This window comes from Pseudomonas oryzihabitans, from assembly GCF_006384975.1.
Classification (GTDB): domain Bacteria; phylum Pseudomonadota; class Gammaproteobacteria; order Pseudomonadales; family Pseudomonadaceae; genus Chryseomonas; species Chryseomonas psychrotolerans_B.
The window spans coordinates 1,567,221-1,592,476 of sequence record NZ_CP021645.1; the positions used below are offsets into that span (position 1 = coordinate 1,567,221).

A 25,256-nucleotide genomic window follows, 5' to 3' on the forward strand; every position below is an offset into this window, starting at 1 on the left:
GCGACCACGGGTGATCAGGGAACCAGACGGCTACGGAACAGCGCCTGGTGCTCGCGGCACTGGGCGGCGGCGAGCAGGAAGACGCCATGGCCGCCACGTTCGAATTCGAGCCAGGTGAAATCGACTTCCGGATAGAGCGCCTCGACATGGACCTGGCTGTTGCCCACCTCCACGATCAGCAGGCCCTGCTCGGTGAGATGATCGGCGGCCTCGGCCAGCATGCGCCGCACCAGATCCAGGCCATCGTCGCCGCAGGCCAGGCCCAGCGCGGGTTCGTGCTGGTACTCGGCCGGCATGTCGGCGAAGTCCTCGGCGTCCACATAGGGCGGATTGCTGACGATCAGATCGAAGCGCTGCCCCGGCAGGCCGGCGAAGCCGTCGCCCTGCACGGTATAGACGCGATCTTCCAGGCCATGCCGCTCGATGTTCTGCCAGGCCACTTCCAGGGCGTCGTAGGACAGATCGCCCAGGGCCACCTCGGCCTCGGGAAAGGCATAGGCGCAGGCGATGCCGATGCAGCCGGAACCGGTGCAGAGATCGAGGATGCGTGCCGGGGTAGCCGGCAGCCAGGGTTCGAAGCGGGCATCGATCAGTTCGCCGATGGGCGAACGCGGCACCAGCACCCGCTCGTCGACGGCGAAGGGCAGTCCGCAGAACCAGGCCTCGCCGAGCAGATAGGCGGTGGGCACGCGCTCCTGGATGCGCTTGTGCAGGAGCACGCCGAGTTCATAGCGCTCGTCGTCTTCCAGGGCGCAATCCAGGTAGCGGTCGGCGGTGTCCCAGGGCAGGTGCACCGCGCCCAGCACCAGGGCGCGGGCCTCGTCCCAGGCGTTGTCGTGGCCATGGCCGAAGAACAGGTTTTCGGCGTGGAAGCGGCTGACGGCCCAGCGGATGTGGTCGCGCAAGGTGCGCAGGCGGGATTCGCTCATGAAAGGCTCCGGATGATCAGCCGCGCATTCTAACCCGCGCCCGGTCCGGCTGCAGGAACTTAACGTCGGAGGCCTTCTTCCTAACTCTAGAAGCCAAGTGAGGAGAACGTCATGAGCAAGACCGTAGCCGACCATCTCTGGGAGCGTCTCGGCCAGTGGAACGTCGAACGCGTCTTCGGTTATCCGGGCGATGGTATCAACGGCATCATGGGTGCCCTGGGGCGGGTGGCCGAGCGCTTCGACTACGTGCGGGTGCGCCATGAGGAGATGGCCGCCTTCATGGCCTGCGCCCACGCCAAGTTCACCGGCGAGGTAGGGGTCTGCCTGGCCACCTCCGGTCCCGGCGCCATCCATCTGCTCAATGGTCTGTACGATGCCAAGATGGATCATATGCCGGTGGTGGCCCTGGTCGGCCAGCAGGCCGCCTCGTCCTTGGGCAGCGACTACCAGCAGGAAGTCGATCTGCACACCCTGTTCAAGGACGTGTCCGCCTATGTGGAGACGGTGGTGCATCCGGCGCAGTTGCGCCATGTCCTCGACCGCGCCTTCCGCGTCGCCATCGCCGAGCGTCAGGTGGCCACGGTGATCATTCCCAATGACATCCAGCAACTGCCGGCGGTGGAAAGCCCACCCCACAAGCACGCCAACGTGCTGTCCGGCGCGGGCGCCATCCCACCGCGGCCCTATGCCCAGGAAGACGATCTGCAGGCCGCCGCCGACATCCTCAATGCCGGCAAGAAGGTGGCCATGCTGGTGGGTGCCGGTGCCCTGCAGGCGCGCAGCGAGGTGATGGCGGTAGCCGAAAAACTCAGCGCCGGGGTGGCCAAGGCGCTGCTGGGCAAGGGCGTGCTCTCGGACGAACTGCCCTATGTCACCGGCTCCATCGGCCTGCTCGGCACCGAGGCCAGCGATCTGCTGATGAAGGAATGCGACACCCTGTTGATCGTCGGCTCGACCTTTCCCTACACCGAATTCCTACCCAAGGAGGGCCAGGCGCGGGCGGTGCAGATCGACCTGCATGCGCGCAACATCAGCCTGAGGTATCCCATCGAGCAGCCGCTGCTGGGCGATGCCGCGGAAACTCTGCGCCGGCTGCTGCCATTGCTCGACAGCAAACCCCACGACGCCTGGCGCACGCGCATCGAAAAGAGCGTGGCCGACTCCTGGCAATCGATCAAGGCGCGCGCCCTGGCGCCGGCCGACCCGATCAATCCGCAGCGGGTATTCCACGAACTCTCCAGCCAGCTACCCAAGGATGCCATCCTCTGCGGCGACAGCGGCTCCCACACCAACTGGTATGCCCGCGACATCCGCATGAGTGGGCAGATGATGGGCTCGCTGTCGGGCAAGCTGGCGACCATGGGGTGTGGCATTCCCTATGCCATCGCCGCCAAGTTCGCCCATCCGGACCGCCCGGTGATCGCCCTGGTGGGTGACGGTGCCATGCAGATGAACGGCAACGCCGAACTGGTCACCCTGCAGCAGTACTGGAAAAGATTCAGCAATCCGACCTTCATCGTCATGGTGCTCAACAACGGCGACCTCAACCAGGTGACCTGGGAGCAACGCGCTCTGGCCGGTGATCCCAAGTTCGCCCCGGCCCAGGACGTGCTCGACTTCCCCTACGCTCGCTATGGCGAATTGCTCGGCTTCAAGGGCTTGCGCATCCATCGACCGGACGAGGTGGCCGATGCCTGGCAGCAGGCTTTCGAAGCGGATCGGCCGGTGGTGCTGGAGTTCGTCACCGACCCTAGCGTGCCGCCCTTGCCGCCGCACATCAGCTTCGAACAGGCCCGAGCCTTCCTTGGTTCCATCGCCAGCGGCGATGCGGATCGCTGGGATATGCTCAAGCAGGGAGTGCGCCAACTACTGCGCTAGAGCGTCTTGCGGGCTCGCTAAGACTCGCCGAGGCGTATAACCTCGGCAGCCTTGGATGAACCCTGGGGTATGAAAATGAAGTTGCCCGAACAAGATCGTTTCGATCCACCGCCACTGCGCCTGCGGCGGCCCTTCATGACCTGGGTGACCACGGGCCTTGGACTGCTGTCCTCCCTGGCCGGTCTGGTCGCCCTGCTGGTCGGCGGCGCCGCCTTGCTGCAAGTGCCGGAACTGGAGCGCTATCTGGTACTGCCGCGGGAAACCGCCCAGGGCTTGCTGGGCAGCGGCGCCCTGCTGTTGCTGCTGGGGCTCTGGCTGCGGCAACGGAGCCAGCGGCGCTGGCGCTATCGCAATACCCTGAGCCTGGCCCCGGAACTCAGGCGGCGGCGTTGATCAGCGTGGCCGTAGCCGTGCCAGTCCGCCACCCAGCAGCCCGCTGAGGCAGCCCAGCACCAGGCCGCCGACATGGGCGCCATTGGCGATGGCACCGAAGCCGAGCACCCCGAAGACGCCGGTCAGGCAGATCACCAGCCAGATCAGCATCATCGCCACCACGCCGCGTGGCATGCGATAGGCGGGATTGGGCGCCAGCCACTGGAACAGCCAGCAATGGCCGAGCAGGCCATAGAGCACCCCGGACAGGCCGCCGAACAACGCCGGCCCGCTCCAGGCGTACTGGGCCAGGTTGGAGCCCACGGCGAAGACCAGGGTCAAGAGCAGCAGCATCAGCCCGCCCTGGCGAAATTCCACGCGCCGGCCTAGCTCCCAGTACCAGAGGGCATTCATCGCCAGGTGCAGGATGCCGAAATGCAGGAAGATCGGCGTGACCAGTCGCCACCATTCGCCCTGGGCCAGGCTGACGCCCAGATCGAGGAAGGCGAGGTGATCGGCGTCGACCAGGCGGAACGGCTGTAGCGTCAGGTACTGGATCACCGACGGGTTGTCGCCCAACTCGGTCGCCAAGCCCACCAGCAGGGTGACGAGCAGGACAGCCGCGCTGAACGGGCTGGCCTTGAGCTGTGCCAGGAGACCCAACCCACGGCGTCGCTGGGTGGGCGGGACCTGCCCCTGGGGATCGCCATCGGGGTAACGCTCGTAGAGGCTGCGGGCCTCTTCCGCCCGCGCCGAGTCCAGCACCCAGAGCACCTGGCTGTCGCCCTCCTCCACCACGCGATGGCGGATCTCCAGCCGGCGCAGCAGGCGGGTGAAACCCAACAAATCACGCCCCAGGGGCACGCGGAGTACGGGTTGCGGCTGGTTCATCGGCCCTCCTCGCGCTGCACATCGATCCAGACGAACTTGGCGGGGTCGATCTCGCGTTCATCGTCGAGTCGGTAGGCGACCAACTTGCCGTACTTGACCGCGCTGTAGTCCAGGCAAGCCAGATTGGGTCTTAGCGGCTCGGGATGGCCATCGCGCCAGTAGTGGCCGACGAACAGCAGCGGCTGGTCTTCCCCGTAGCAGAGCAGCCCGGCCTTTTCCTCGTCGCTCAGGCGCTCGCAGGCGATCTCCGCCGGCAGGGCATCGGGCTGGAAGACCACGTCGCCATAGGTCTGGGGATCGCTCTCCCAGAACTTGGTGCGAAAGCGCGCGCGGACGTAGCCGTCGCTGCCGGTCAGGCGTACGCCATGGGGCAGCGGCAGCGACACCCCGTTGAGCAGCCGCGAGGCGACCCGGCTGGCCAGGCTGCCGCCGACGATGGATTGGCGGACGAAATCCTCGTCGATGCAGGCGTCGGGGTAGTGATGCAGGAATTCGTCGATCAGCCCCTGATCCCAGCAGGCATGGACGATGCGGAAATGGCCGAAGTCCTTGCACAGCGGCAGGGTATAGAGCCAGCGCAGATGGTCCTGCCATTCCTGTGGGTGGTCGGCGAAGGCGCTCAGGGTTTCCTGGATCAGTTGGCGGTGCCGTGGCGTGTGTTCGCGCACCCAGGTCTGGCCGGTGCCGGGCGCGGCCGGGGTGTGCCAGGCCAGGGCATTGAGTTCGTGGTTGCCGAGGATGCAGTGGGCGTGGCCGCCCTCGACCATGGCGCGTACCCGGCGCAGGGCGCCACGGATGCGGGGTCCGCGGTCGACCAGGTCGCCGAGAAAGATCGCCTGGCGCTCGGGGTGCTGCCACACGCCGTCCACCAGGCGGTAGTCCAGGCGCTCCAGCAGCAGGTCCAGGGTTTGGGCACAGCCGTGGAGGTCACCGATCAGATCGTAGCCGAGCGGCATCAATCGTCTCCCAGCCGACTGCCCCAGCCGAGCTTGGTCCGGCAGATCTCGTAGTAGTTGTGATCCAGTGGGTGGATCAGCCTGAGCTTGTGGGGCTTTTTCTGAATGGTCACGGTATCGCCGGGTGCGCAGGTGAAATGATTCTGGCCATCACATGAGACCTGCGGATAGATCGTCATGTTCGGCGACACCAGGATCGACAGGGTGCTGTCGCCGGAAACCACGATGGGACGACTGGACAGGGTGTGGGGATACATGGGCACCACGACGATGGCATCCAGCTTGGGATGCATGATCGGCCCGCCGGCCGACAGCGAATAGGCGGTGGAGCCGGTGGGGGTGGCGACGATCAGGCCATCGGCGCGCTGGCTGCAAACGAACTGGCCATCGATGTACAGCTCGAACTCGATCATCCGGGTGGACTTGCCGGGGTGCAGCACCACATCGTTGAGCGCATCGCCCTGGCCGATGATCTCGCCGCCGCGCTCGACGAAGGCGTCGAGCAAAAAGCGCGTCTCCATCAGGTACTGGCCGTCGAGCACCTCGGCGACCTTGGTCTCCAGCTCGTCCGGGCGGATGTCGGTGAGAAAGCCCAGCTTGCCACGGTTGATGCCCAGCACCGGTACGCGCGGGCGGACCAGGGCGCGGGCGGCGCCGAGCAGGCTGCCGTCGCCGCCGACCACGATCACCAGGTCGCAGATCTCGCCCATGAGCTTGCGCGACACCGTCTGCAGGCCGTGCCCGGGCAACACCTCGGCGATGGTGTTTTCCAGGATCACATTGCGATTGCGCTGCAGCAGAAAGGTCTTCAGCCGGCGGATGGTGTCCAGCACCTGGGTGCTGCCGAGTCGGCCGATGATGCCAATGTTACGAAAGGAGTCCATGACGCGCCGGCGGCCCCGTTGGCTGGAATGGGCAGAAAGTATGGGCGAAAGCCCGTGGCAGCGGCAAACCGCCTCTATCCGACCACGGGTCGTCGAGGTTGATCCGCAGGGCCTCCGCTTGGCCTATGCTGGCACCATGACGCCCTTCGCCGAGCTGCATGAACTACCGCGACGCCTGAGCCAGCCCCAGGTGCGGGATCTCGCCTGGACCCTGGTCGCCCCGCCACTGCTGGTCGCTGCCGATACCCGTCATCCACTGTGCGCCAGCGACTGGGCGAGCCACCCCGGGCAACTGGCCGACTGGCTGCGGCAACAGGACGCGGCGCCGGAGGAATTGGCCGCCTGGCTGGCCCAGGGCAGCGATCGCCGCCTGGGCCGTCAATACGAGCGCCTCTGGCAATTCGTCCTGGCCCGGGCGCCCGGGGTCCGGCTGCTGGCGGCCAACCTGCCCCTGCGCGAGGGCGAGCGCACCCTGGGCGAACTGGACCTGTTGGTGGCGGACGCCGAGGGCGTTCACCACCTGGAGCTGGCGGTGAAGTTCTACTTGGGCGAAGGCTCAGCCGCGGCTCCACGCTGGCTGGGCCCGGGCGGTGAAGACCAACTGGCACGCAAGCTGGCCCATCTACGCGAGCGTCAGCTGCCGCTGTCGGCCACGCCCCTGGCCCAGGCCAGCCTGGCGGCCCTGGACATCGCCCCGCCCCGGCCCGCCTTCTGGCTCGGCGGCTATCTGTTCCAGCCGCTCGATTCTCCCCTGCCCTGGCCCGCGGGCGCCCTGCCTCCTCGGCAGCCACAGCTCTGGTGCGAGCGGCAACGGTTGCCGGAAGGCTCCTGGGAGGTGCTGCCCAAGGGCCACTGGCTCGCCCCGGCGGTAGCGAATACGCCCTGCCTGCCGCTGCCCGCAGGGGAACCGGTGTGGCCGCAACTGCTGGTGCGCCGCGATGGCACGGGCGCTGAGGTCGCGCGCCTGTTCCTGGTCCCTGCCGGTTGGCCGACTCAGCCCGCGGCCAGCGCGCTCAGCTGAGCCGCCAACGCCCGGCGCCCCTGGAGGCCACCGCTGTGGATCAGTACCAGGCGACTGCCCGGTGCCACGGTGCCCCGCTCGATCTCGTCACGCAGGGCGAGCCAGAGCTTGCCGGTATAGAGCGGATCGAGGGTGATGCCGGTCTGGTCGGCGAAATCCGCCATGGCCCGCGCCAGGTCGGCGTCGATCCTCCCGAAGCCGCCGCGACTGGCATCGACCAGGCGCCAGTTCCGGCTCGTATCGCGTGGGAGTAAGGTCTGCAGGGTGGTCTCGACGCCATGCCCCGGCGGCACGGCCAGGCCGCCTACCACCTGCCAAGCCGAGTCGGCGGCCCGGATCACTCCCGCCAGGGTGGTGCCGGTGCCGGCGGCGAGCCACAGTTGCTGGCAGTCGGGCCAGTCCAAGCCGGCGAGCCCCTGATGCAGCTCAGCGACGATCCCACCGCAGGCATTGGCCGCCGCTGCATCGCAGCCGCCTTCGGGAATGGCCAACAAATCGGGGTAGCGTGCCTGCCAGGGCTGCCAGAAATCCGCGTCATGGCGCCGGCGATAACCGCCGTAACCCAGCCAGTGCAGGGTCATCCCGCAGTCCTGCATATCCTGGACGGTGGGCGTGGCGCAAGGCTCGCCGCGCAACAGGCCGACGGTGGCGAAGCCCTCTTCGCGGCCGGCGGCGGCCAGGGCATGCAGATGATTGGAATGGGCGCCGCCGAGGCTGATGAGCCCCCGGCCTTCGCCGCGGCGCAGGCGCTCGCGCCAAGGCTGCAGCTTGTAGCCCTTGTTGCCGTTCAGGCCCGGCGGACGCTGGTCCAGGCGCAGCACGGCCAGCCGCAGGCCGCGCGCGCCCAGCAGGGGCAGCTGCACCTCCTGGAGCGCGGCGGGTGGAAAGGACGTCATGGAAGTGGCAACGGTGCTCGATCAGAGATTGGCGACGTCGCCATCGGTGTCATCGCCCCGGTGCTCGGCGCAGAGGGTCGAGCGCTGCGGATCGAACTGGGCGGGGTGTTCCACCCGCACCACCGGCCGGCCACAGCGCTCGCCTTCCACCTCGGCCTGGCACACCGGCTGCTGGTGATGCTCCAGCCAACGTTGGTACTGCTCGCGGCTGACCTTGCAGTGGGCGGCGACGAAGCCCAGGGGATCGGCGCTAAAGCGCGGCACGTCCTGGCGGCCGAGGATCAGATGACCCGCGCCGGGCTGGAAGGTGACGAAGAGGATGCCCTGGCGCGCCAGGCGCTCTAGCTGGCCTTCGTTGCTATCGGCGACCAGCTGGGCGCAGCGCTCGCGCAACTGGCGGATGTCTTCCTGGAGTTGGCCATCCAGCTCGTCGCGGTACTTGAGTTCCACCTCGCGGATCGACAGCTGGTTCTTCAGCTCATTCACCGCGGCGGCCACGCGGGCCTCGCTTTCGGCCTCGGCCTGGATGCGCAGCGCCTCGATCTTGTACAGGGCGTTCCTTTCCAGGGTACGCATCTGTTCGTTGAGTTCCTCACGCTGCTGCCGGGCCAGGTCGTTCTGCTGTTCCAGATGCTGGGCGAGCGCCGCGTAGCGCACTTCCAAGTCGGCCTTGGCGGTGCGCAGTTCGTCCGCGTCGCGCTGCAGGCGCGCCAGGTCTTCCTGGTGCTGGCGGGTCAGGGTGAGCAGCCGGGTACGCTGGCCGGCGATCAGCTTGTCCAGTGCCTCCTGGTGTTCTTGGGCGAGGATGCGCCGCACCCGTTCGAGACGCGCCTCGACGTCGATGCCGTCCGCCGCGCTGGGGTGGTACTCCCCGGCCAGTTCCACCTCGCCATCGCGCGGGGCGACCAGGCCCAGGCAGTCGCGAATCGCCTGCCAGTCGTCATGTTCGCCATCGCTGCGCGGGTCCCAGAGATCCCCCTGATGCCAGGAGATGGGACATTGGCCAAGGCTGGCCAGGCGGATCGGCCCGGCGCCCAGGTCGGGGCCGGCGCCCCCGCGCTCGGCCAGCTCCATCAGCGGCAGGTTCCATTCCGGCAAGGGCCGCCCCTGGGCGTCGAAGGCCAGCAGGAAGAACACCGCGGCCTTGACCCGGCGGTGATCGTCCAACAGCAGGTAGACGAAGCGATGACGACGCCCTGCGCAGTCGAGCAACGCCTGCTCACCCTGCCAGAGCGCCTGGAAATCGGGGAACAGCAAGGCGCGATTCACGCCCTGGTCGCCAAACCCCAGGACCACCGGGGTCAGTACTGCCTCTTCGTTCAACATCTCTGCCATCTGTGCCGCGTGCCCTGTCGATCCCACATGAATATCGAGGCCAGCGATCCGCCCCCTGACGCGCCTTTGGCGCTGACAAGCTCTGGGGCGGGGCGACTGGACGTGCATCCTACCCCTAGCGCAGGGCCGGGGGGCAATCCCCCCGTTTCCCTGCCCATCGTCTGGAATGGACCTGGACGCCACCGGGTGCATCAGCACGGCAGCTTAGCCAATCCTGACCGGCAGGATGGAAGAGAGACCGGACATTGGGATGGCGGTCGGTCCGGATAGGATGTTATGTGCAACAGGTCACGTAAATCTTCCCGTCTTGCAACGAAGAGTTACAGCTGCGCGGCAAGTCGCGTGGCTTGGTCGATGGCGCGCTTGGCATCCAGTTCGGCGGCGACGTCCGCCCCACCGACCCGGTGCACCGCGATACCCAGGTCGATCAGGCCGTCTTCCAGCTCGCGCAGGGACTCCTGGCCAGCGCAGAGCACCACGTTGTCCACCTCCAGCACCTGCTCGGCGCCATCGGGCAGCCGCAGATGCAGGCCGGCGTCGTCGATGCGCAGGTATTCCACCCCGCCGAAAGCCTGGACGCCCCGTTGCTGGAGACGGGCGCGATGGATCCAGCCGGTGGTCTTGCCCAGCCCCTTGCCGGGTTTGCCGGGCTTGCGCTGCAACAGCCAGACCTGGCGTTCCACCGGCTGCGGCGCAGCCGGCGCCAGGCCGCCGCGGGTGCTGAAGGTCGGGTCGATGCCCCATTCCGCGTAGAAGGCCGCGATGGGTTCCTCCTCGCGATGGGCATGGGTGAGAAAATCCGCCACGTCGAAGCCGATACCCCCGGCGCCGATCAGGGCCACCCGCCGCCCCACCGGCCGGCGCTCCAGCAGCACGTCCAGATAGCCAAGTACCTTGGGGTGGTCGACACCGGGAATGGCGGGAATCCGTGGGGTGACCCCGGTCGCCAGGATCACCGTCGCGAAGCCCTCGGCCTGCAACTCGGCGGCGCTGATCCGACGGTTGAGGCGCACCTCGACGTCCAGGCGCTCCAGGCGCCGCTGGAAATACCTCAGGGTCTCGCCGAACTCCTCTTTGCCGGGAATGCGCTTGGCGACGTTGAACTGGCCGCCGATGCGGGCGCTGGCCTCGAACAGCACCACCCGATGGCCGCGCTCCGCCAGGGTGCAGGCCGCGGCCAGGCCGGCCGGACCCGCGCCGACCACGGCGAAGGTGCGCGGCGCCGTGGCAGGCAGGATCTGCAATTCGGTCTCGTGGCAGGCGCGCGGATTGACCAGGCAACTGGTCAGCTTGCCGGCGAAGGTATGGTCGAGGCAGGCCTGGTTGCAGGCGATGCAGGTGTTGATCTCATCGGCCCGCCCGGCGGCGGCCTTGGTGACGAAGGCCGGATCGGCCAGCAGTGGCCGCGCCATGGACACCAGGTCGGCCTGGCCGGCGGCGAGGATGGCCTCGGCCACCTCGGGGGTATTGATGCGGTTGGTGGCGATCAGCGGCACCTGGACCCGCCCCTTCAGCTGCGCGGTGACGGCGGCGAAGGCGCCGCGCGGCACCAAGGTGGCGATGGTGGGGATACGCGCCTCGTGCCAGCCGATCCCGGTGTTGATCAAGCTCACCCCGGCGTTTTCCAGCCAGAGCGCCAGTTGCAGGCACTCTTCCGGACTACTGCCCTGCTCCACCAGATCCAGCAGTGAGAGCCGGAAGATGATGAGGAAATCCGGCCCGGTCGCCGCGCGGATGCGCTCGACGATGGCCAGCGGCAAGCGGCAGCGCTGGGCGAAGTCGCCGCCCCAGCGATCCGTGCGGTGGTTGGTCCGCGCGGCGATGAATTGATTGATGAAGTAGCCTTCCGAGCCCATCACCTCGACGCCGTCGTAACCGGCCTGCTGCGCCAGTTGCGCGCAGTGAACGAAGGTCTCGATCTGCGCCTCCACCTCGGTCTCGTCGAGTTCGCGGGGGGTGAAGGGATTGATCGGCGCCTGCAACGCCGAGGGCGCCACCAGCTTCGGGTTGTAGGCGTAGCGACCGGCATGGAGGATCTGCAGGCAGATATGCCCGCCCTCGGCATGTACCGCGGCGGTGATGGCACGGTGCTGTTCGGCCTCTTCGGGCTTGGTCAGCTTGGCGGCGCCCTGATAGACGGCGCCCTCTTCGTTGGGCGCGATACCGCCGGTGACGATCAGGCCCACGCCGCCGCGGGCCCGTTCGGCGAAGAATACCGCCATGCGCGCGAAGCCCCCTGGACGCTCTTCCAGCCCGGTGTGCATGGAACCCATCACCACGCGACTGCGCAAGGTGATCGCCCCCACGCGCAGGGGTTCGAGCAGATGCGGATAAGCAGCTATAGGGGTGGTATTAATGGGGGCAAGCTCAGTCATGGCGATCTCCGGTCGTTGGCCTTTCTGGGAAGGCCTGCCGCAACGATAAGAGCCGCACGCCCCGCTCTCAATCACCGGAAATGACAACCTCTTTACCCAAATGCACAGCCGATGCTTGGCAGTGGCGTCCTGGTCTCCTACCCTGGGCACCTTTATCTCGCCCGGCCAGAGCGTCCGGGCCCGTTTTGGAGTCTGGATGCGCAAGCTCGTGTTCCTGGTGCTGATCGCCCTGTTCGCCGTGCTGGCGGGCTGGGTGGCCCAGCGGCCAGCCTTTCATTACCTGTCGGATCTGCGCAGCAGCCTGGCGGTGGATCTCACCACCACGCCAGCCGCGGCCACCACCGGCAACCTGCTGGGGATCGAGCCCGAGCTGTTCGCCCTGGACTACGGCAATCCCGAGCGGCTACGGCTCAAGCTCGACGCCTACCTAAGCAATGCCCGGCGCCTCGGGCTGATCGGCCCCCGGACGGTGGTGGTGCTGCCCGAGCACCTGGGCACGCCGCTGGTGCTGATGGGGGAAAAGTCCGAGGTCTATGCCGCTACCCAGACCGAAGACGCCTTGCAGTGGTTGGTCCTGGGTAATCCGCTGCGCTTCGCCCGCGCCTGGTTCCAGGCCGAAGGCCAGCAGCGCCTCGTCGAAAGCCTGCTGCGCATGAAGGCCTGGGACATGGCCAGTGCCTATCAACAACTCTTCGCCGGCCTGGCGCGGCGCTACGGCGTCACCCTGGTGGCTGGCTCCATCGTGCTGCCGGGTGCGACCCTGGTCGAGGGGCAACTCGAGGTGGGCAGCGGGCCGCTGCGCAACGTCACCCTGGTGTTCGGCCCCGATGGGCGACCGCTCGGCAAGTTGCTGGTCCGGCCGCTGGCGGGCCAGGCGCAGGGCAAGGATCTGACCTCGCCGCTGTTGCGCCTGGACACCCCGCTCGGCCGCCTGGGCGTGATCCAGGGTAGCGATACCGGTCGGCCCGGCGTGCTGGACGATCCCCAGGTGGAGCTGCTGGCCATCCCGGCACTGGCGGCCGGGGCCACCCCCGCCCCGGCCCCCTTCGACGCCCAGCGCCTGCGCGCGGCCGGCATTCGCGCGGCGCTGGAGGTCCAGCTGCACGGGCGTCTGTGGGAATGGCAGGCCAAGGGCGCCAGCCAGGCCTTCACCCCGGATGCGACCGCCGCCACCGACCCCGCCCGGACCGGTGCCAAGCTGATCAATCTGCGGCTATGAAGCGGCCGGCGCTGCGCCTCGGCGACCTGTCCACCGGTTTCGTGCTGGCCTTGGCGGCGGCGGTCAACAGCCGGGGTGGCGACGCCGATGCCCTGCTCGTCCGCTTCGGCCTGAGTCCCGCGCGCCTAGCCGAACCTGGCGGGCGGTTGTCGATCCCGCACTATATGCGGCTCGGCCATGCCGCCCTGGAAGTGACCGGCGATCCCGCCCTGGGCCTGGCCATGGGTCGGGCGATGCGCCCGGCCTTCCTCGGCCTCGCCGGCGTGACCGTGGCCCAGGCACCGGATGTCCGCCATGCGGCCGAGACGCTGCTGCATCTGGAGCCGCTCTATGGCCGCAATTACCGCGGCCAGTCGCGCTGGGCCGCCCAGGGACGCGACGCCTGGCTGCACTTCTATAGCATCAGCCCCTACAACGACTACAACAGATTCGTGGTCGACGCGGTGCTCGGTGCCTGGCTGGCCCTGCTGGGCGCGGTGGCCGGGCAGGCGCTGCAACCCCGCCGCGTACTGATCGAATACGCCGCTCCGGCAGATCCCGCCCCCTATGAAGCCGCCTTCGGCTGCGCGGTGGAATTCGGCGCGACGGAAAACGCCCTGCTGCTCGACACCGCCACCCTCGCCCTGCCCGGCACCGACCACTGCCCCGCCACCTGGCGCCAGTTGCTGGCGCTAAGCGAGGCCGAACACGGCCGCCTGACCCGCACGCGCGGGCTCACCGAGCGGGTGGTCGAGGTCATGGGCCCCTTGCTGCGCCATGGCGAGCCGACCCTGGAACAGATCGCCACCCGTCTACGGCTGCCGTCCTGGACGCTGAGGAGAAAACTGGCCGAGGAAGGTACCCAGTATCGCGCCCTGCTCAATCTGACCCGGCGGGACCTGGCCCTGGCCTATATTCGCGACACCGAGGCCAGTTTCGGCGAGATCGCCTATCTGCTGGGCTTCGCCTCGCCCGCCGCCTTCCAGCGCGCCTTCAAGCGCTGGACCGAGCAGACCCCGGGCGATTGGCGGCGCAACGCGCGCCTCGCCTGACATCCTCGCCTCCTGCGACCCAGGCGTTACCAATCGCTGCCCTGCCCCAACAAGTCCAGGGCATGGTGGCGCAACTCCAGCAGTCGCGGATCGTCGCGGCGCCGCGGATAGGGCCGGTCCACGACGATCTCGGCCAGCACCCGGGCCGGTCGCGCGGAGAACACCAGCACCCGGTCGCACAGTAGCAAGGCTTCCTCGACATCGTGGGTCACCAGCAAGGCGCTGTAGCGCTGCTGCTGCCAAAGGCGGATCAACTCGCTCTGCATGGCGATGCGGGTGAGGGAATCCAGCTTGCCCAGGGGCTCATCGAGCAGCAGCAGCCGCGGCTCGTTCACCAGCGCTCGGGCCAGGGCCGCGCGCTGGGCCATGCCACCGGACAGTTGGCGCGGATAGGCGTTACGAAATTCCAGCAGGCCGACCCGGCGCAGCGCCTCGTCCACCCGCTCGCGCTGGGTGGCGAGGAGACCGCGCGCCTGCAGGCCGAGGGCAACGTTGTCCCAGACGCTGCGCCAGGGGTAGAGGGTGGGGTCCTGGAACATCAACACCCGCGAATGGTGCGGTCCGGGAATGGCGGCGCCGTCGGCCAGCAGGCTGCCGCTCTGCGTCTGCTCCAGGCCCGCCACCAGTCGCAGCAGGGTCGACTTGCCACAACCCGAGGGCCCCAGCAGCCCCAGACTCTCGCCGGCCGCCAGCTGCAGATCGACGCGATCCAGCACGGGCAGAGGGCCATCCGCCAACTCGAAGGCGTGGCTCAGGCCACGCACCGCCAGGGTCATCCCCTTGGTTTCCGGGACTATCGAAGCTGCTGCACTCACCATTTCATCGTCCCCTTCTGCCAGGACAGTACCCGGTCGCGGATGCCGAACAGCAGGGTGATCAACCCCGAACAGAGCAGCGCCATCACCAGCAGGGCTGCGTACATGTTGGCGTAGGCGGCCCAGCCCTGGGCCCACTGCAGATACCAGCCGAGCCCGGCCTTGACCCCCATCATCTCGGCCACCACCAGCACCGAGAAGGAGGCCCCCAGGCCCATGAACAGCCCGACGAACACCTGGGGCAAGGCCGCCGGGATGGCGACCCTCAGGATCAGGAAGGCATTGCTCGCCCCCAGGGTGCGTGCCACCTCGTAGTAGGCGCGATCGACGCTGGCGACGCCGGACCAGGTCAGTACCGTGACCGGGAACCAGGTGGCCAGAGCGATGAGAAAGACGCTCGCGCTCCAGCTGGTGGGAAAGAAGAAGAAGCAGATCGGCAGCAGCGCGGTGGAGGGAATGGGTCCGAGCAGGCGTAGCAACGGATGCATCCAGTAGCCGATGCGCTGCGACCAGCCGATGGCGAGACCTGCCAGAAAGCCACACAGGGCGCCGGCGACGACCCCGTTGAGCAACAGCCAGAAAGAATGCGCCAGACTCAGGCCCAGTCGCGGCCAGTCGTCGACGAACACCTCGACCAGCGCCTGTGGCGGGGCGAAGAAGGGTACCGGCAGCAGCCGCAACTTGGCGGTCGCCAGGGTCCAGAGCCCCAGCAGCAAGGGTAGCGCGATCAGCCAGGGACCGGCCTGCCGCAGCCTGGTCAGCAACGGCTCGCTACGTCCGGCCAACACCGCCGACAGCGCCAGCAACGCGGCGACCACCGTAGCCGCCACGGCGAGTTCGCGGGTGAAGGGCCAGGGCCGACCGTGCTCGGGATAGAACGGTAGGAACAGCGCCAGGGCCAGCCAGGCGACAGCGGCGAGCAGGCCGCCACGCCAAGGTAGCGCAAGGGTCCGGACCGGTTGGCTGGATTCAAGCGAAGACGTCGGCATGGATGCTCTCCGCGAATTCCAGGGGGTCGGTGCGCGGCCGCAGGACTTCGATCTGCTTGAGGTCACGGGCGTAGACGGCAATTTCCTTGACGAAGGCCTCGCCCACCGAATAGTGGGCATGGGTATGCTCACGGAGAATGGCCAGCAACTCCTCGCGGGAGCTGTTCACCGTCAGCGGCAGGAAGCGCTCGGCCACCGCCTCGGGATGCTGCGCCGCCCAGGCGTGGGCCTGCAGGATGGCGTGGGAAATGGCCGCTGCCACCGGCTTCTCCTGGCGCACCAGGGTGCCGCTGACTCCGATCACGCAGCAACTCAGGTTGGCGTAGTCGTCCGTCAGGTTGTTGGACAGCTCGACGATACCGGGCCGCTGCTTGACCCGGTACATCATGGGGTCCGAGCCGCTGGCCGCCTGGATCTCGCCCTTGTCCAGCGCCGGGCCCAGCAGATCCACCGGATAGACCCGCCAGGTGATGTCGCGGCTAGGATCGACACCGTGGCGCTTGAGCATCATGGCAAAGAAATTCTTGTCCGCCGCGGCCATGTCGGTCACCCCGATGGTGGCGCCCTTGAGCGCTGCCAGGTCGCCCGGGCCACCCTCCCGCGCCAATAGCCGCAGGCAACCGCCGTGGGTGCCACCGGTAAGCTGGACATCGAAGCCCTGCTCCAGCGCCTTGAGCCAGCGCAACGCCATGCCCACCGCGGCGTCGGCCTTGCCGGTGGCCATGGATTCCAGCAACACCTCGGTGGAATTACCGAAGTTGACGAATTCCACGTCCAGGTTGTGCTGCTTGAAGATGCCCTGGGTGTCGGCGACGGTCACCGGTGCCAGGCAGACGGCATTGAGATTGACCGCCAGTCGCACCTTGCGCGGCTCCGGCAAGGCCCAGCGCGCAGTGTCCTGCAGGAAATCCACCGGGCTGGCGGCAGCCACCGCAGCGCCGGAATGACCAGCATGCCCGGCATGGAGATCGCTTGCGTCGGCGGCGTAGCCCAGCCGGCCGAACAGGGCAGCGGCGGTAGCGGTGCCCGCCAGGCCGAGCAGGCGCCGGCGATTGAGGGTGTGGATGGTCATGAAGCCTCCTGAACGTTTCCGGGCAGGCTCCACAGCGTCGGGTGGCATGCCGATAGAGAATGAAGAAAACTGGGCCAGGGCTCTCGGCACCTCGCGGAGCAACGGCTCCCAGGCCTTAAGGTGCGTGGGCGAGGCCCAGGTAAAGTGGTACGGTCGGCTGCCGACCCGGCTGCGCCACAGGCGCAGGTATGGACGGTCAGCAAGGAGCCCAGCGGCCCTCAGCCCGGGCCGGTCGGCAGGCCCCTCTGGGCTGCGTCCGTGCCGACGAACGCTCGCAACGCCCCAGCACCGCGAAGGTAGAGGACCGACCAGACATTAGTGAAATTCAATTTTGAACTAAACTAATATGCCAAAAATTCATTTAGCGCCTTTGGCTGGCGGTGCTTCCCGTAGTATCGGGCCGCCCCTTGCGCGGGACAGTGCGGGAGTCATTCCGCCGGTTGATGAGTCTATGTGGCCAGGTTCGTTTTCCAGCATCGAGTAAGCTTCCCCATGTTCAAAGCGTTGCTAGCCCTGCTTCTGCTCGCTATCGGCACTTCTCTCCAGGCTGCCGAAACGCCCTCCTCGACCCACCTCGATCCGCAACAGGCGCGCCAGGTGGCAGCGCTGCTGCAAGACCCGCAGCGGCGCCAGGAATTGATCCTGACGCTGGAGGCCATCGCCAATCAGACCTCGACCACCCAAGGTGCGGCGCCCGCGGCAGCCACTGCGACCACGCCGGCCAAGACGGCCAGCGCCCCGGCGGCCACCGAGGAGAAGACCCTGGTGCCTCTGGAGGCCAATGGCCTGATCGCCCAGACGCTCAATCGCGTCGGCCGCTGGGGCGACAACCTCGGCAAGGAGCTGGTCCAGGTGCAACGCGCGGTACGGGACCTGCCGGACTGGTCGCGTGCCAGCTTCACGTCCGAAGCCGGTCGGCGCGCCCTGCTGCAGGCCGTGTTGACCCTGGCGGTGCTGTTCACCGTCGGCCTGCTCTGCGAATGGCTGGCGAGACGCCTGCTCACTCGCCCACGGCGGGCCCTGCAGCTGCACGCCGATCACGCTGACAGCCGCGCGCGGCGCCAGGCGCAGCGCGACGCCGCGCAGCAACCCCCGGCACCTCCCGCGCCGGTCGACGAGGACGCAGCCGCCATCCGCCCGGCGGAACCTGCGGTCGCGCTGGTCCAGACCCAGCGCGATGGGGTAGACCGGATCGAGGAGGTGCCCATCGCCCCCTCCGACAGCGCCGCCCCGCCACCCAGCGAACCCGATCCGGAACCGGCCAAGTCCGAATCGACGCGCAGCGACCGCGCGCGACCCAGCGCCGAAGAGCACTGGACTACCCTGCGCCACCTGCCCTATGCCCTGGGCCTGCTGTTCCTGGAACTGCTGCCGCTGCTGGCCTTCTGGACCAGTGCGGCCGTGCTGATCCATTACCTGGTGGCGTCGGATGCCGCTCAACGCGAGTTGGTCGGCGGCTTCATCGGCGCCTATCTGACCACCCGCCTCGCGCTGATCGTGATCCGTCTGCTGATCGATCCCGCCGCCCACGGTATCCGGCTGCTCAAGGTCAAGGCGAGCCTCGCCTGTACCCTGCTGCGCTGGTTGCATGCCTTCGTCGCCCTGGTCACCTTCGGCCTGGCCCTGGCCCAGGCGGCGGACATCCTCGGCGCCACCGAAGCCGGGCGCGAGGCCATCGTCAAGCTGGTGTCGCTGCTGGCGCACCTGCTGGTGGTCGGCCTGATCTTCCAGGTGCGCCGGCCCGTCGCGGCGCTCATCGCCGGTCGCCAGGACGGCAACGGCCTACTGGCCGGCTTGCGCGCCTGGCTCGGCCAGGTCTGGGCGGTGTTCGCCGCGGTGTTCATCATGGGCGGTTGGACCATCTGGGCCCTGGACGTCGAAGACGGCCTGCCGCGGCTGATGGGCTTCATCGCCGCCACGACCGGTATCGTCATCCTCGGCCGCTTGACCGCGGTATTCCTGCTCGGCCTGCTGGGCCGACTGTTCCATCCGGAGCCCCAGGAAGACGGCACCACCCCCGACCTGCACCTGCAGCGCTACTATCCGCTGGCACGTTGGCTGGTGGGCGTGATCGTCACCCTGATCACCGTGCTGGCACTGTTCCAGTCCTGGGGCTGGAACGCCCTGGACTGGTTCGGCGACGGCAGCATCGGGCGCAGTCTGTTGTCCGCCTTCCTCACCATCCTCATCGCCGCGATCATCGCCGTGGCCATCTGGGAAGGCGCCAACGTGGTGGTGAATCGGCGCCTGAATCGCTGGAGCGAACGCGGCGATACCGTGCGCGCAGCGCGTCTGCGCACCCTGCTGCCGATGTTGCGCACCGGGCTGTTCATCCTCGTCGCCCTCATCGTCGGCCTCACCGCCCTGAGCGAACTGGGGGTCAACACCACTCCCCTGCTGGCCAGCGCCAGCATCATCGGCGTCGCCCTGGGCTTCGGCTCGCAAAAGCTGGTACAGGACTTCATCACCGGCATCTTCCTGCTGCTGGAGAATGCCATGCAGGTCGGTGACTGGGTCACGGTGGCCGGGGTCTCCGGGACCGTGGAATACCTGTCGATCCGCACCGTACGCTTGCGCGCCGGTGACGGCTCCCTGCACATCGTGCCCTTCAGCTCGGTGTCGGCGGTCAACAACATCAACCGCGGCCTCGGCAACGCCGCCATGCGCATCAGCGTAGGCTACGGGGAAGACATCGACCGCGTGATCGCCGAGCTCAAGGACATCGGCGCCGAGCTGCGCGCCGACGACGCCTTCAAGGACCTGATCCTGGCCGACCTGGAGATCTGGGGCGTGGATGCCGTCGACGGCGCCATGGTCACCCTTGCCGGCCAGATGAGGTGCATCGACAAAGGCCGTTGGGGCGTGCAGCGCGAACTCAATAGACGCATCCTCGAACGCTTCCGCGAGCGCGGCATCGAGATCGCCAACCCGCGGGCCAGCCTGTTGCTGCCCAGCGAAGCCGTTAGGGTACCGTCTGAGCCCACCCAGCCACGCCCCGCGGAGTAGTCGCCGTGCAGTATCGCCAAGACGCCTTCAATGGCCTGATCATCGACGCCGCCTCGCTACCGTCCACCCGCGAGGCCTTCGCTCCGCAGCTGGCGGAGCTGCTCGACCAGGCCCGCCGCGAGGGCCGCAACCTGATCTGGCTGACCCTGCCGCTGGCCCTCGGCGAGTTGGTGGGCGTCGCCACGGCGGCGGGCTTCGTCTTCCACAACTGTCTCGAACAGGAACTGACCCTGGTCTGGCGTGGCGCGCCCACCGCCTTCGCGCCCTTCGTCCCTACCCATAGCCTGGGCGTGGGCGGCCTGGTGCTCAACGAGCGGGGCGAGCTGTTGGCGATCCGCGAGCGCGGCAGCCAGGGCTACAAGCTGCCGGGTGGCCATGTCGAACTGGGTGAGGACCTGGCGCCCGCGGTGATTCGCGAGGTCTGGGAGGAAACCGGCATCCACAGCGCCTTTCGCGCCATCGTCGGGATGGTGACCACCCACCCCTATCGCTTCGGCAAGTCCAATCTCTATCTGGTCTGCCGGCTCGATCCGCTGAGTGCGGACATCGCCATTCAAGATCCCGAGGAGATCGAGGACGCACTTTGGCTGGCGCTGCCGGACTATCTGACCGACGCCGGCAACAGCGCCTTCAATCGCGAGCTGGTACGCAGCCTGGCGCAGAGCGAAGGCCTGGTACCCAGCGCCCTCAACAGCGAGCGCTATCCCAAAGCCGAAGTCTTTCTCGCTCAGTCGTCGAAAGACTGATCCATGCTTTCGGCCGGATGAGCGTCCCGCGGCCGGCCCACCGGTCGCGCCGGGATGCCGACCACCGTGGTGTGCGGTGCCACCGGGTGCAATACCACGCTGCCCGCGCCGATCTTGGCGCCTTCGCCGATTTCCAGGTTGCCGAGGATCTTCGCGCCGGCACCGATCATCACGCCCTTGCGCACCTTGGGATGGCGGTCGCCCTGCTCCTTGCCGGTACCGCCGAGGGTCACCTGCTGCAGGATGGATACGTCGTCTTCCACCACCGCGGTCTCGCCGATGACGATACCGGTGCCGTGGTCGAGCATGATGCCGCGGCCCAGCTGCGCGGCCGGATGGATGTCGATGGCCAGCAGCCGGTTGCAACGTGCCTGCAGGTGCAGCGCCAGCAGGCGTTCGCCGCAGGTCCAGAGGGCATGGCCCAGGCGATGCGCCTGCAACGTCAGGAAGCCCTTGGAGAACAGGAAGATCTCCAGCAGGCTGGCGTAGGCCGGGTCCCGCGCCAGCACCGCTTCCAGGTCGGCACAGGCGGCCGCCAGGAGCTCCGGCAGCTCGGCGTGCAAGGCCAAGAAGCGCTGGGCGAGTTGTTCGGCCTGCCGCGAATCCTCCGCCAGCGCATCGGCGCAGCGCCGGGCCAGGGCACCGGCCAGATCGTCGGGCTGCAGCAGCGCCCGCGCCAGGCCATCGGCCAGGGCCGGTGCCTCGCGGCGCCCCGCCTCGGCCTGGGCGCGCAGGAGTTGCCAGAGTTCGGTAGCGGAGCGAGGGGGCATGACTAGCAGCTTTCCTGGGGATGAAGGGCGCCAAGCTTAGCGGGCCGGGCGGGCAACGTCTTGTACATCAGGGTAGTGCTGTCGCGTCGCGCGGTCTGCACGGCGTCCAGGGCATAGCCGGGAATCCTGCCGGCCACCGTGTAGCCCAGGGACAGATAGAGCGGCTCGGCATGATCGTCACTGCGGGTATCGAGGGTCAGGAGTTCGCGCCCCTGCGCCCGGGCGGCGTCCTCCAGCGCGAGCATCAAGGCCCGCGCTATGCCCTGGCGGCGCTGCTCCGGATGCACCAGCAGCTTGGCCACCTCCGCCCGGTGCGGCTGATTGGCCGGGGTATCGAGCAGCAGTTGCACGCTGCCGACCACGCGGCCTTGCCGCTTGGCGGCGAACAGCAGCCGGGTGCCCTTCTCCACACCGGGGATCACAGTGTCCGTCCAGAAACCTCGGCTGGCGGCATCAGCCAGCGGCAGGATGAAGCCGATACTCGCGCCCAGGGCCACGCAGTCACTGAGCAAGCCTTGCAGCTCGTCCAGGTGCGCGCTGCAGCCCGGCGCGTCGAGTCGTTCGATGAGCAGCGAAGAAGACAAGGGGCAGATCCTTCAGATGAGAAACAGGAGGTAGCGCGCACCCGCGCTCCCGCTCAGGAAACGACTGCTGCCCCAGAGTCGATAACGCAGGCAATCACCCGCCACCAGCCGATAAGGCTGGTCCTCGACACACAACTCGAGTTCGCCCTCGAGCAGCACCAGATGATGTTCGAGCCCTGGCCGCGGCGAGTGCTCGTAGCGAATGTCGACGCCGGGGCCCAGTTCACTCTCGATCACCTCCCCGGCCAGCGCGCGGGACGGTGGCGACACGGAACGACGCGAGAATGCCTGGTCGGGATCGCGCCATACCTGCTGGCTGTCGCGACCGAGGTGGGCGGGAAAGCCGCTCTCTACGCTGTGCAGCAGGCGTGTCAGGGTCAGTCCGTAGGCCGCGCAGAGCTGACCCAGTACCACGGTGGTCGGGCTGACCTCGGCGTTTTCCAGCCGGGAAAGCGTTGCCCGGCTCACGCCACTGCGGGTCGCCAGTTGCTCCAGCGACCAGCCCTGTTCCAAGCGCAAGGCCTTGAGCCGCAGCGCCAACTCGCTCTCTAGCATGGCTATCTCCCGAAAATGATATTTTTTCCCATATTTGAGAAAAATAAGCAAGACTATCGCTCTGGTCCTGTCAGTCCGGGCTTGTCATCCAGACGTCGAACCGCCGCCGATAGCGCTCTGCAAAAGTCGTTCTGCGCCCAGCGACCCACTGTGGACTTTGCACATCATGGCTAGCGCCTTAAACTTTATCGGAACAGCTATTCGAATTTTCGCGACCGTTAATTCAAAAACTGAAAACCCAATAGATCGGGAAGAGCTCTGGAAACGCCCTTGCGTATGAACCGATAGTCAGGAAACCCCATTATTCGATTTTCCAGGCCGCATGAGACAGGCTCGTACGCCCCATTATGTTCATGGCCTACAGAGAACGGGATGCCGCAAACAACGTCTGATTCGATAGCTCGAAAGCCCAGATCCGACAAGCCTCGCGACGAAGTATTTCAAAAAATTTCCAAATCGACGACTGTTCCAGCACCCTTACCTGATACCTATTGGACGAATTCTTTTACAGTTCCTGTACAACATTTCTCCTGAATGCTCTAATTCGCAACTTTCACTCTCCCGACCTTGTATTGAAGTTCAATACCGTCCAATTAAACACCCCTTCATCGCGCGCCAAGAACTCACTTTATTCAGGGCGACTCTTAATTTTGAATCGCTTAGCCTTTGGGGGGCGCAGCGCGTTCAAAGCTAATAGTCGAAAGTGGGAGAAGTTTGATGGCTAACAAAAGCAGCAATCCAGGTAACTTCGCCAACAACCGGGAGCGTGCGGCCGAAGCCGGGCGCAAGGGTGGTCACGCCAGCGGCGGAAATTTCGCCAACAATCCCGCCCGGGCTTCCGAAGCGGGTCGCAAGGGTGGCCAGAACAGCCACGGTACGCGTAGATCCGAGCCGGCGAACGAAGCCGCAGCGACCTGAAGCGGACTGACCCGCAGGGCAGCCTCCCGGCACCCGCTATCGTTGGCAGGTTGCCCCGCTCTGATAGTCTCCGCGCCGCTCGCCGCCTTCCTCACGCCGCCAGTGCGTTGCAACTCACATAAATGCATGACCGTGCTACTTTTATCGGACAGCCTGAGTGGCCCTTGGGGCTCACTCGTTTCGCCCTCGTCCGCTCGTGCCGGTGCCCATGCTCGATAACGTCCGCATCCAGAACAAATTCTTCGCCGGCTTCGCTGCCATCCTCGCCCTGGTCGTGTTGCTGCTCTGGCAGACCTATGCCGCCCTGCAGAGTCTGGTCCAAGCCAACCATTGGGATCGCCATACCGCCGAGGTGCTGCTGGCGGTCAGCGAATTGGACAACGACGTCCTCGAGACCCGTGCCAAGCTACGCAACTACTGGCTATTCAATACCGCAGAAAACGCCGAGGCGGTCCGGCAGGCGTGGCCGGATCTGGAAGCGACGCTCAAGATTCCTCAGCAACTCACCGCTGACAATGCGAGCCAGCAGCAGCGCTTCACCCGTCTCGAAGCGAGCCTGGCGGAGTGGTACAAGACTACCTTCCAGCCCCTGCTCAAGCTGCGCGAGACGACGGCGCTGACCCCAGAGCAGTTGGCCAATGACCCCTTGATGAACGGCATGTCCAGTCAGGTCGAGGGGCTGCGTCAGCAGATCCGCGCGATTGGCGACGAAGAGCGGCAGTTGGCCGCGCAGCGGGCCGGGCATACCGACATCGTCCACCAGCAGCTGACCTGGACCCTGATCGCCGGCGGCACCCTGTGCGTGCTGCTCGCCGCCCTCATCGCCTGGCTGCTCTCCCATAACCTGCTGCGCTCGATTCGTGGCCTCACCGATACCGTTGCCCGCATTGCGGCGGGCGAGAGCGGCGCCCGTGTCCAGGTCCGGGGGCGTGACGAACTGGGCCAGGTCGGCGTGGCCTTCAATGAGATGGCCCAACAGATCCAGGACGACCATGCCCGCGAGCAGGCGCTGATGCAACGCCTGCGCGACGATGTCGACGATCTGCTCGGGGTGGTCAACAAGGCCGCGGCCGGCGATCTCACCGGGCGCACGGCGGTCAGTGGCGATGACGCCATCGGCCAGTTGGCGCGAGGCCTCGGCAAGATGATCGATGACCTGCGCGGCATGCTCACCAAGGTCCAGCGCGCCGGTATCCAGGTGACCTCCTCCACCACCGAGATCGCCGCCTCCTCCCGTCAGCAGGAAGCCACCAGCATCGAACAGGCGCAGACCAGCGTGGAAGTGCTGAGCACCACGCGGGAAATCGCCGCCAATGCCAACGCCCTGCTCAAGACCATGGAAGAAGCCGTACAGGTGGCCGACGAGACCACCAACGGTGCGGTGCAGGCGCGCAGCAACCTGGCGAGCATGGACGCCACCATGCAGCGCATGGTGGCGGCGACCGACTCCATCAATGCCAAGCTCGCCGCCCTGTCGGAGAAGTCCAGCCACATCAACAAGGTGTTGACCACCATCACCAAGGTGGCCGACCAGACCAACCTGCTGTCGCTCAACGCGGCCATCGAGGCGGAAAAGGCCGGCGAAGCGGGTCGCGGCTTCTCGGTGGTAGCCACCGAGATTCGCCGCCTGTCGGACCAGACCACCGCCGCCACCGACGACATCGAACAGATGCTCAAGGACATGAATTCCGCGGTCTCCGCCAGCGTGATGGGCATGGACAAGTTTTCCGAAGAGATCCGCCGCAGCGTGCAGGAGGTGGCGAGCGTCAGCGACCAGTTGGCCGGGGTCATCGAAGACGTGCAGAAACTGCCGGCGCGCTTCGACATCGTGCTGGAGGGCATGCAGTCCCAGGCGGTGGGCGCCGGCCAGATCGCCGAGACCATCACCCAGCTCAACGACAGCACCCAGCAGACCACCGAGGCACTCAAGGCCATCAGCGAGGCGGTCCAGTATCTGCAACAGGCGGCCCAGGACCTGCAGAGCAGCGTCGCCACCTTCTCGGTCACCCGCTGA

The 25,256-nt window shown here is 67.1% G+C and carries 21 protein-coding genes and 1 pseudogene; 9 read left to right on the forward strand and 13 right to left on the reverse strand.

Going from position 1 to position 25,256, the window contains the following annotated elements:
• Positions 1–14: 14 nt before the first annotated feature.
• On the reverse strand, positions 15–929 hold the full coding sequence (prmB, locus tag CCZ28_RS06825; protein ID WP_140217057.1) for a 50S ribosomal protein L3 N(5)-glutamine methyltransferase: 915 nt from the start codon (positions 927–929) through the stop codon (positions 15–17).
• Between the two features lie 111 nt (positions 930–1,040).
• Between prmB and CCZ28_RS06830 the strand changes: the two genes are divergently transcribed.
• Positions 1,041–2,807 carry a thiamine pyrophosphate-requiring protein gene (locus CCZ28_RS06830; protein WP_140217059.1) on the forward strand — a complete coding sequence of 589 codons (1,767 nt, stop codon included), beginning with the start codon at positions 1,041–1,043 and terminating at the stop codon, positions 2,805–2,807.
• Between the two features lie 75 nt (positions 2,808–2,882).
• On the forward strand, positions 2,883–3,200 hold the full coding sequence (locus tag CCZ28_RS06835) for a hypothetical protein (RefSeq protein WP_240795244.1): 318 nt from the start codon (positions 2,883–2,885) through the stop codon (positions 3,198–3,200).
• On the opposite strand, the gene CCZ28_RS06840 is transcribed toward CCZ28_RS06835, so the two are convergent.
• The 3 genes from CCZ28_RS06840 to CCZ28_RS06850 are packed head-to-tail and all read right to left on the reverse strand — an operon-like array spanning position 3,201 to position 5,910.
• Positions 3,201–4,070 (reverse strand): rhomboid family intramembrane serine protease, encoded by an 870-nt coding sequence (locus CCZ28_RS06840; RefSeq protein WP_140217063.1) that lies wholly within the window; start codon positions 4,068–4,070, stop codon positions 3,201–3,203. It lies immediately after the preceding gene.
• Positions 4,067–5,026, reverse strand: a complete 960-nt coding sequence (locus CCZ28_RS06845) for a metallophosphoesterase (protein ID WP_140217065.1) — start codon at positions 5,024–5,026, stop codon at positions 4,067–4,069. The genes CCZ28_RS06840 and CCZ28_RS06845 overlap by 4 nt, the downstream gene beginning before the upstream one ends.
• The gene (locus CCZ28_RS06850) at positions 5,026–5,910 is read right to left on the reverse strand and encodes an NAD(+) kinase (RefSeq protein WP_058764127.1); all 885 of its coding nucleotides are present in this window, start codon (positions 5,908–5,910) and stop codon (positions 5,026–5,028) included. The genes CCZ28_RS06845 and CCZ28_RS06850 overlap by 1 nt, the downstream gene beginning before the upstream one ends.
• A 40-nt stretch (positions 5,911–5,950) precedes the next feature.
• On the opposite strand from CCZ28_RS06850, the gene CCZ28_RS06855 reads away from it, so the two are divergent.
• Positions 5,951–6,931, forward strand: coding sequence for a DUF1853 family protein (locus tag CCZ28_RS06855; protein ID WP_140217066.1), 981 nt, complete (start codon positions 5,951–5,953; stop codon positions 6,929–6,931).
• Here the strand turns inward: CCZ28_RS06855 and CCZ28_RS06860 are convergent.
• The 3 genes from CCZ28_RS06860 to CCZ28_RS06870 all read right to left on the reverse strand — a co-directional run bounded on the left by CCZ28_RS06860 (position 6,904) and on the right by CCZ28_RS06870 (position 11,537).
• Positions 6,904–7,827 carry a 1-aminocyclopropane-1-carboxylate deaminase/D-cysteine desulfhydrase gene (locus tag CCZ28_RS06860; RefSeq protein ID WP_140217068.1) on the reverse strand — a complete coding sequence of 308 codons (924 nt, stop codon included), beginning with the start codon at positions 7,825–7,827 and terminating at the stop codon, positions 6,904–6,906. The two genes, CCZ28_RS06855 and CCZ28_RS06860, sit on opposite strands and share 28 nt — an antisense overlap.
• Positions 7,828–7,848: 21 nt before the next feature.
• Positions 7,849–9,162: a chromosome partitioning protein ParA gene (locus CCZ28_RS06865; RefSeq protein ID WP_205894640.1), complete on the reverse strand. Its 1,314-nt coding sequence runs from the start codon at positions 9,160–9,162 to the stop codon at positions 7,849–7,851.
• 320 nt (positions 9,163–9,482) lie between these two features.
• Complete coding sequence (locus CCZ28_RS06870; protein ID WP_140217070.1) at positions 9,483–11,537, reverse strand: NADPH-dependent 2,4-dienoyl-CoA reductase; 2,055 nt, start codon at positions 11,535–11,537, stop codon at positions 9,483–9,485.
• Between the two features lie 196 nt (positions 11,538–11,733).
• On the opposite strand from CCZ28_RS06870, the gene CCZ28_RS06875 reads away from it, so the two are divergent.
• Complete coding sequence (locus CCZ28_RS06875; protein WP_140217072.1) at positions 11,734–12,756, forward strand: hypothetical protein; 1,023 nt, start codon at positions 11,734–11,736, stop codon at positions 12,754–12,756.
• Positions 12,753–13,787, forward strand: a complete 1,035-nt coding sequence (locus CCZ28_RS06880) for an AraC family transcriptional regulator (protein WP_140217074.1) — start codon at positions 12,753–12,755, stop codon at positions 13,785–13,787. The genes CCZ28_RS06875 and CCZ28_RS06880 overlap by 4 nt, the downstream gene beginning before the upstream one ends.
• 26 nt (positions 13,788–13,813) lie before the next feature.
• On the opposite strand, the gene CCZ28_RS06885 is transcribed toward CCZ28_RS06880, so the two are convergent.
• From CCZ28_RS06885 to CCZ28_RS06895, 3 genes are read right to left on the reverse strand one after another with little or no spacing between them, the layout of a single operon-like run.
• Positions 13,814–14,563: an ABC transporter ATP-binding protein gene (locus tag CCZ28_RS06885; protein ID WP_437179194.1), complete on the reverse strand. Its 750-nt coding sequence runs from the start codon at positions 14,561–14,563 to the stop codon at positions 13,814–13,816.
• A gap of 35 nt (positions 14,564–14,598) precedes the next feature.
• Positions 14,599–15,591, reverse strand: a complete 993-nt coding sequence (locus CCZ28_RS06890; protein ID WP_140217077.1) for an ABC transporter permease — start codon at positions 15,589–15,591, stop codon at positions 14,599–14,601.
• On the reverse strand, positions 15,572–16,663 hold the full coding sequence (locus CCZ28_RS06895; RefSeq protein WP_140217079.1) for an ABC transporter substrate-binding protein: 1,092 nt from the start codon (positions 16,661–16,663) through the stop codon (positions 15,572–15,574). The genes CCZ28_RS06890 and CCZ28_RS06895 overlap by 20 nt, the downstream gene beginning before the upstream one ends.
• Positions 16,664–17,155: 492 nt before the next feature.
• Between CCZ28_RS06895 and CCZ28_RS06900 the strand changes: the two genes are divergently transcribed.
• Positions 17,156–19,669: a mechanosensitive ion channel family protein gene (locus CCZ28_RS06900; RefSeq protein ID WP_140217081.1), complete on the forward strand. Its 2,514-nt coding sequence runs from the start codon at positions 17,156–17,158 to the stop codon at positions 19,667–19,669.
• Between the two features lie 5 nt (positions 19,670–19,674).
• A complete protein-coding gene (locus CCZ28_RS06905; protein ID WP_140217083.1) occupies positions 19,675–20,415 on the forward strand; it encodes an NUDIX domain-containing protein in 741 nt (246 codons plus the stop codon).
• Here CCZ28_RS06905 and cysE read toward each other — a convergent pair.
• From cysE to CCZ28_RS06920, 3 genes are read right to left on the reverse strand one after another with little or no spacing between them, the layout of a single operon-like run.
• Positions 20,397–21,185: a serine O-acetyltransferase gene (gene cysE / locus CCZ28_RS06910; RefSeq protein ID WP_140217085.1), complete on the reverse strand. Its 789-nt coding sequence runs from the start codon at positions 21,183–21,185 to the stop codon at positions 20,397–20,399. The two genes, CCZ28_RS06905 and cysE, sit on opposite strands and share 19 nt — an antisense overlap.
• Positions 21,186–21,187: 2 nt before the next feature.
• A complete protein-coding gene (locus CCZ28_RS06915) occupies positions 21,188–21,769 on the reverse strand; it encodes a GNAT family N-acetyltransferase (RefSeq protein WP_140217087.1) in 582 nt (193 codons plus the stop codon).
• Between the two features lie 12 nt (positions 21,770–21,781).
• Positions 21,782–22,324 carry a helix-turn-helix domain-containing protein gene (locus tag CCZ28_RS06920; RefSeq protein WP_140217089.1) on the reverse strand — a complete coding sequence of 181 codons (543 nt, stop codon included), beginning with the start codon at positions 22,322–22,324 and terminating at the stop codon, positions 21,782–21,784.
• Positions 22,325–23,065: 741 nt separating this feature from the next.
• Here CCZ28_RS06920 and CCZ28_RS06925 point away from each other — a divergent pair.
• A pseudogene (locus CCZ28_RS06925) lies at positions 23,066–23,242 on the forward strand (general stress protein); the annotation flags it as partial.
• Positions 23,243–23,450: 208 nt separating this feature from the next.
• Entirely contained in the window at positions 23,451–25,256 is a 1,806-nt protein-coding gene (locus CCZ28_RS06930; RefSeq protein ID WP_140217093.1) for a methyl-accepting chemotaxis protein, read from the forward strand.

Coding starts and splice junctions, on each gene's coding strand:
- CCZ28_RS06920 (WP_140217089.1), bottom strand. CDS start 22,324: ATGCTAGAGAGCGAGTTGGCGCTGCGGCTCAAGGCCTTGCGCTTGGAA.
- CCZ28_RS06870 (WP_140217070.1), bottom strand. CDS start 11,537: ATGACTGAGCTTGCCCCCATTAATACCACCCCTATAGCTGCTTATCCG.
- CCZ28_RS06840 (WP_140217063.1), bottom strand. CDS start 4,070: ATGAACCAGCCGCAACCCGTACTCCGCGTGCCCCTGGGGCGTGATTTG.
- CCZ28_RS06855 (WP_140217066.1), top strand. CDS start 5,951: ATGGGCGAAAGCCCGTGGCAGCGGCAAACCGCCTCTATCCGACCACGG.
- CCZ28_RS06880 (WP_140217074.1), top strand. CDS start 12,753: ATGAAGCGGCCGGCGCTGCGCCTCGGCGACCTGTCCACCGGTTTCGTG.
- CCZ28_RS06930 (WP_140217093.1), top strand. CDS start 23,451: ATGCTCGATAACGTCCGCATCCAGAACAAATTCTTCGCCGGCTTCGCT.
- cysE (WP_140217085.1), bottom strand. CDS start 21,185: ATGCCCCCTCGCTCCGCTACCGAACTCTGGCAACTCCTGCGCGCCCAG.
- CCZ28_RS06850 (WP_058764127.1), bottom strand. CDS start 5,910: ATGGACTCCTTTCGTAACATTGGCATCATCGGCCGACTCGGCAGCACC.
- CCZ28_RS06865 (WP_205894640.1), bottom strand. CDS start 9,162: ATGGCAGAGATGTTGAACGAAGAGGCAGTACTGACCCCGGTGGTCCTG.
- CCZ28_RS06900 (WP_140217081.1), top strand. CDS start 17,156: ATGTTCAAAGCGTTGCTAGCCCTGCTTCTGCTCGCTATCGGCACTTCT.
- prmB (WP_140217057.1), bottom strand. CDS start 929: ATGAGCGAATCCCGCCTGCGCACCTTGCGCGACCACATCCGCTGGGCC.
- CCZ28_RS06845 (WP_140217065.1), bottom strand. CDS start 5,026: ATGCCGCTCGGCTACGATCTGATCGGTGACCTCCACGGCTGTGCCCAA.
- CCZ28_RS06835 (WP_240795244.1), top strand. CDS start 2,883: ATGAAGTTGCCCGAACAAGATCGTTTCGATCCACCGCCACTGCGCCTG.
- CCZ28_RS06860 (WP_140217068.1), bottom strand. CDS start 7,827: ATGACGTCCTTTCCACCCGCCGCGCTCCAGGAGGTGCAGCTGCCCCTG.
- CCZ28_RS06890 (WP_140217077.1), bottom strand. CDS start 15,591: ATGCCGACGTCTTCGCTTGAATCCAGCCAACCGGTCCGGACCCTTGCG.
- CCZ28_RS06885 (WP_437179194.1), bottom strand. CDS start 14,563: ATGACCCTGGCGGTGCGTGGCCTGAGCCACGCCTTCGAGTTGGCGGAT.
- CCZ28_RS06895 (WP_140217079.1), bottom strand. CDS start 16,663: ATGACCATCCACACCCTCAATCGCCGGCGCCTGCTCGGCCTGGCGGGC.
- CCZ28_RS06875 (WP_140217072.1), top strand. CDS start 11,734: ATGCGCAAGCTCGTGTTCCTGGTGCTGATCGCCCTGTTCGCCGTGCTG.
- CCZ28_RS06830 (WP_140217059.1), top strand. CDS start 1,041: ATGAGCAAGACCGTAGCCGACCATCTCTGGGAGCGTCTCGGCCAGTGG.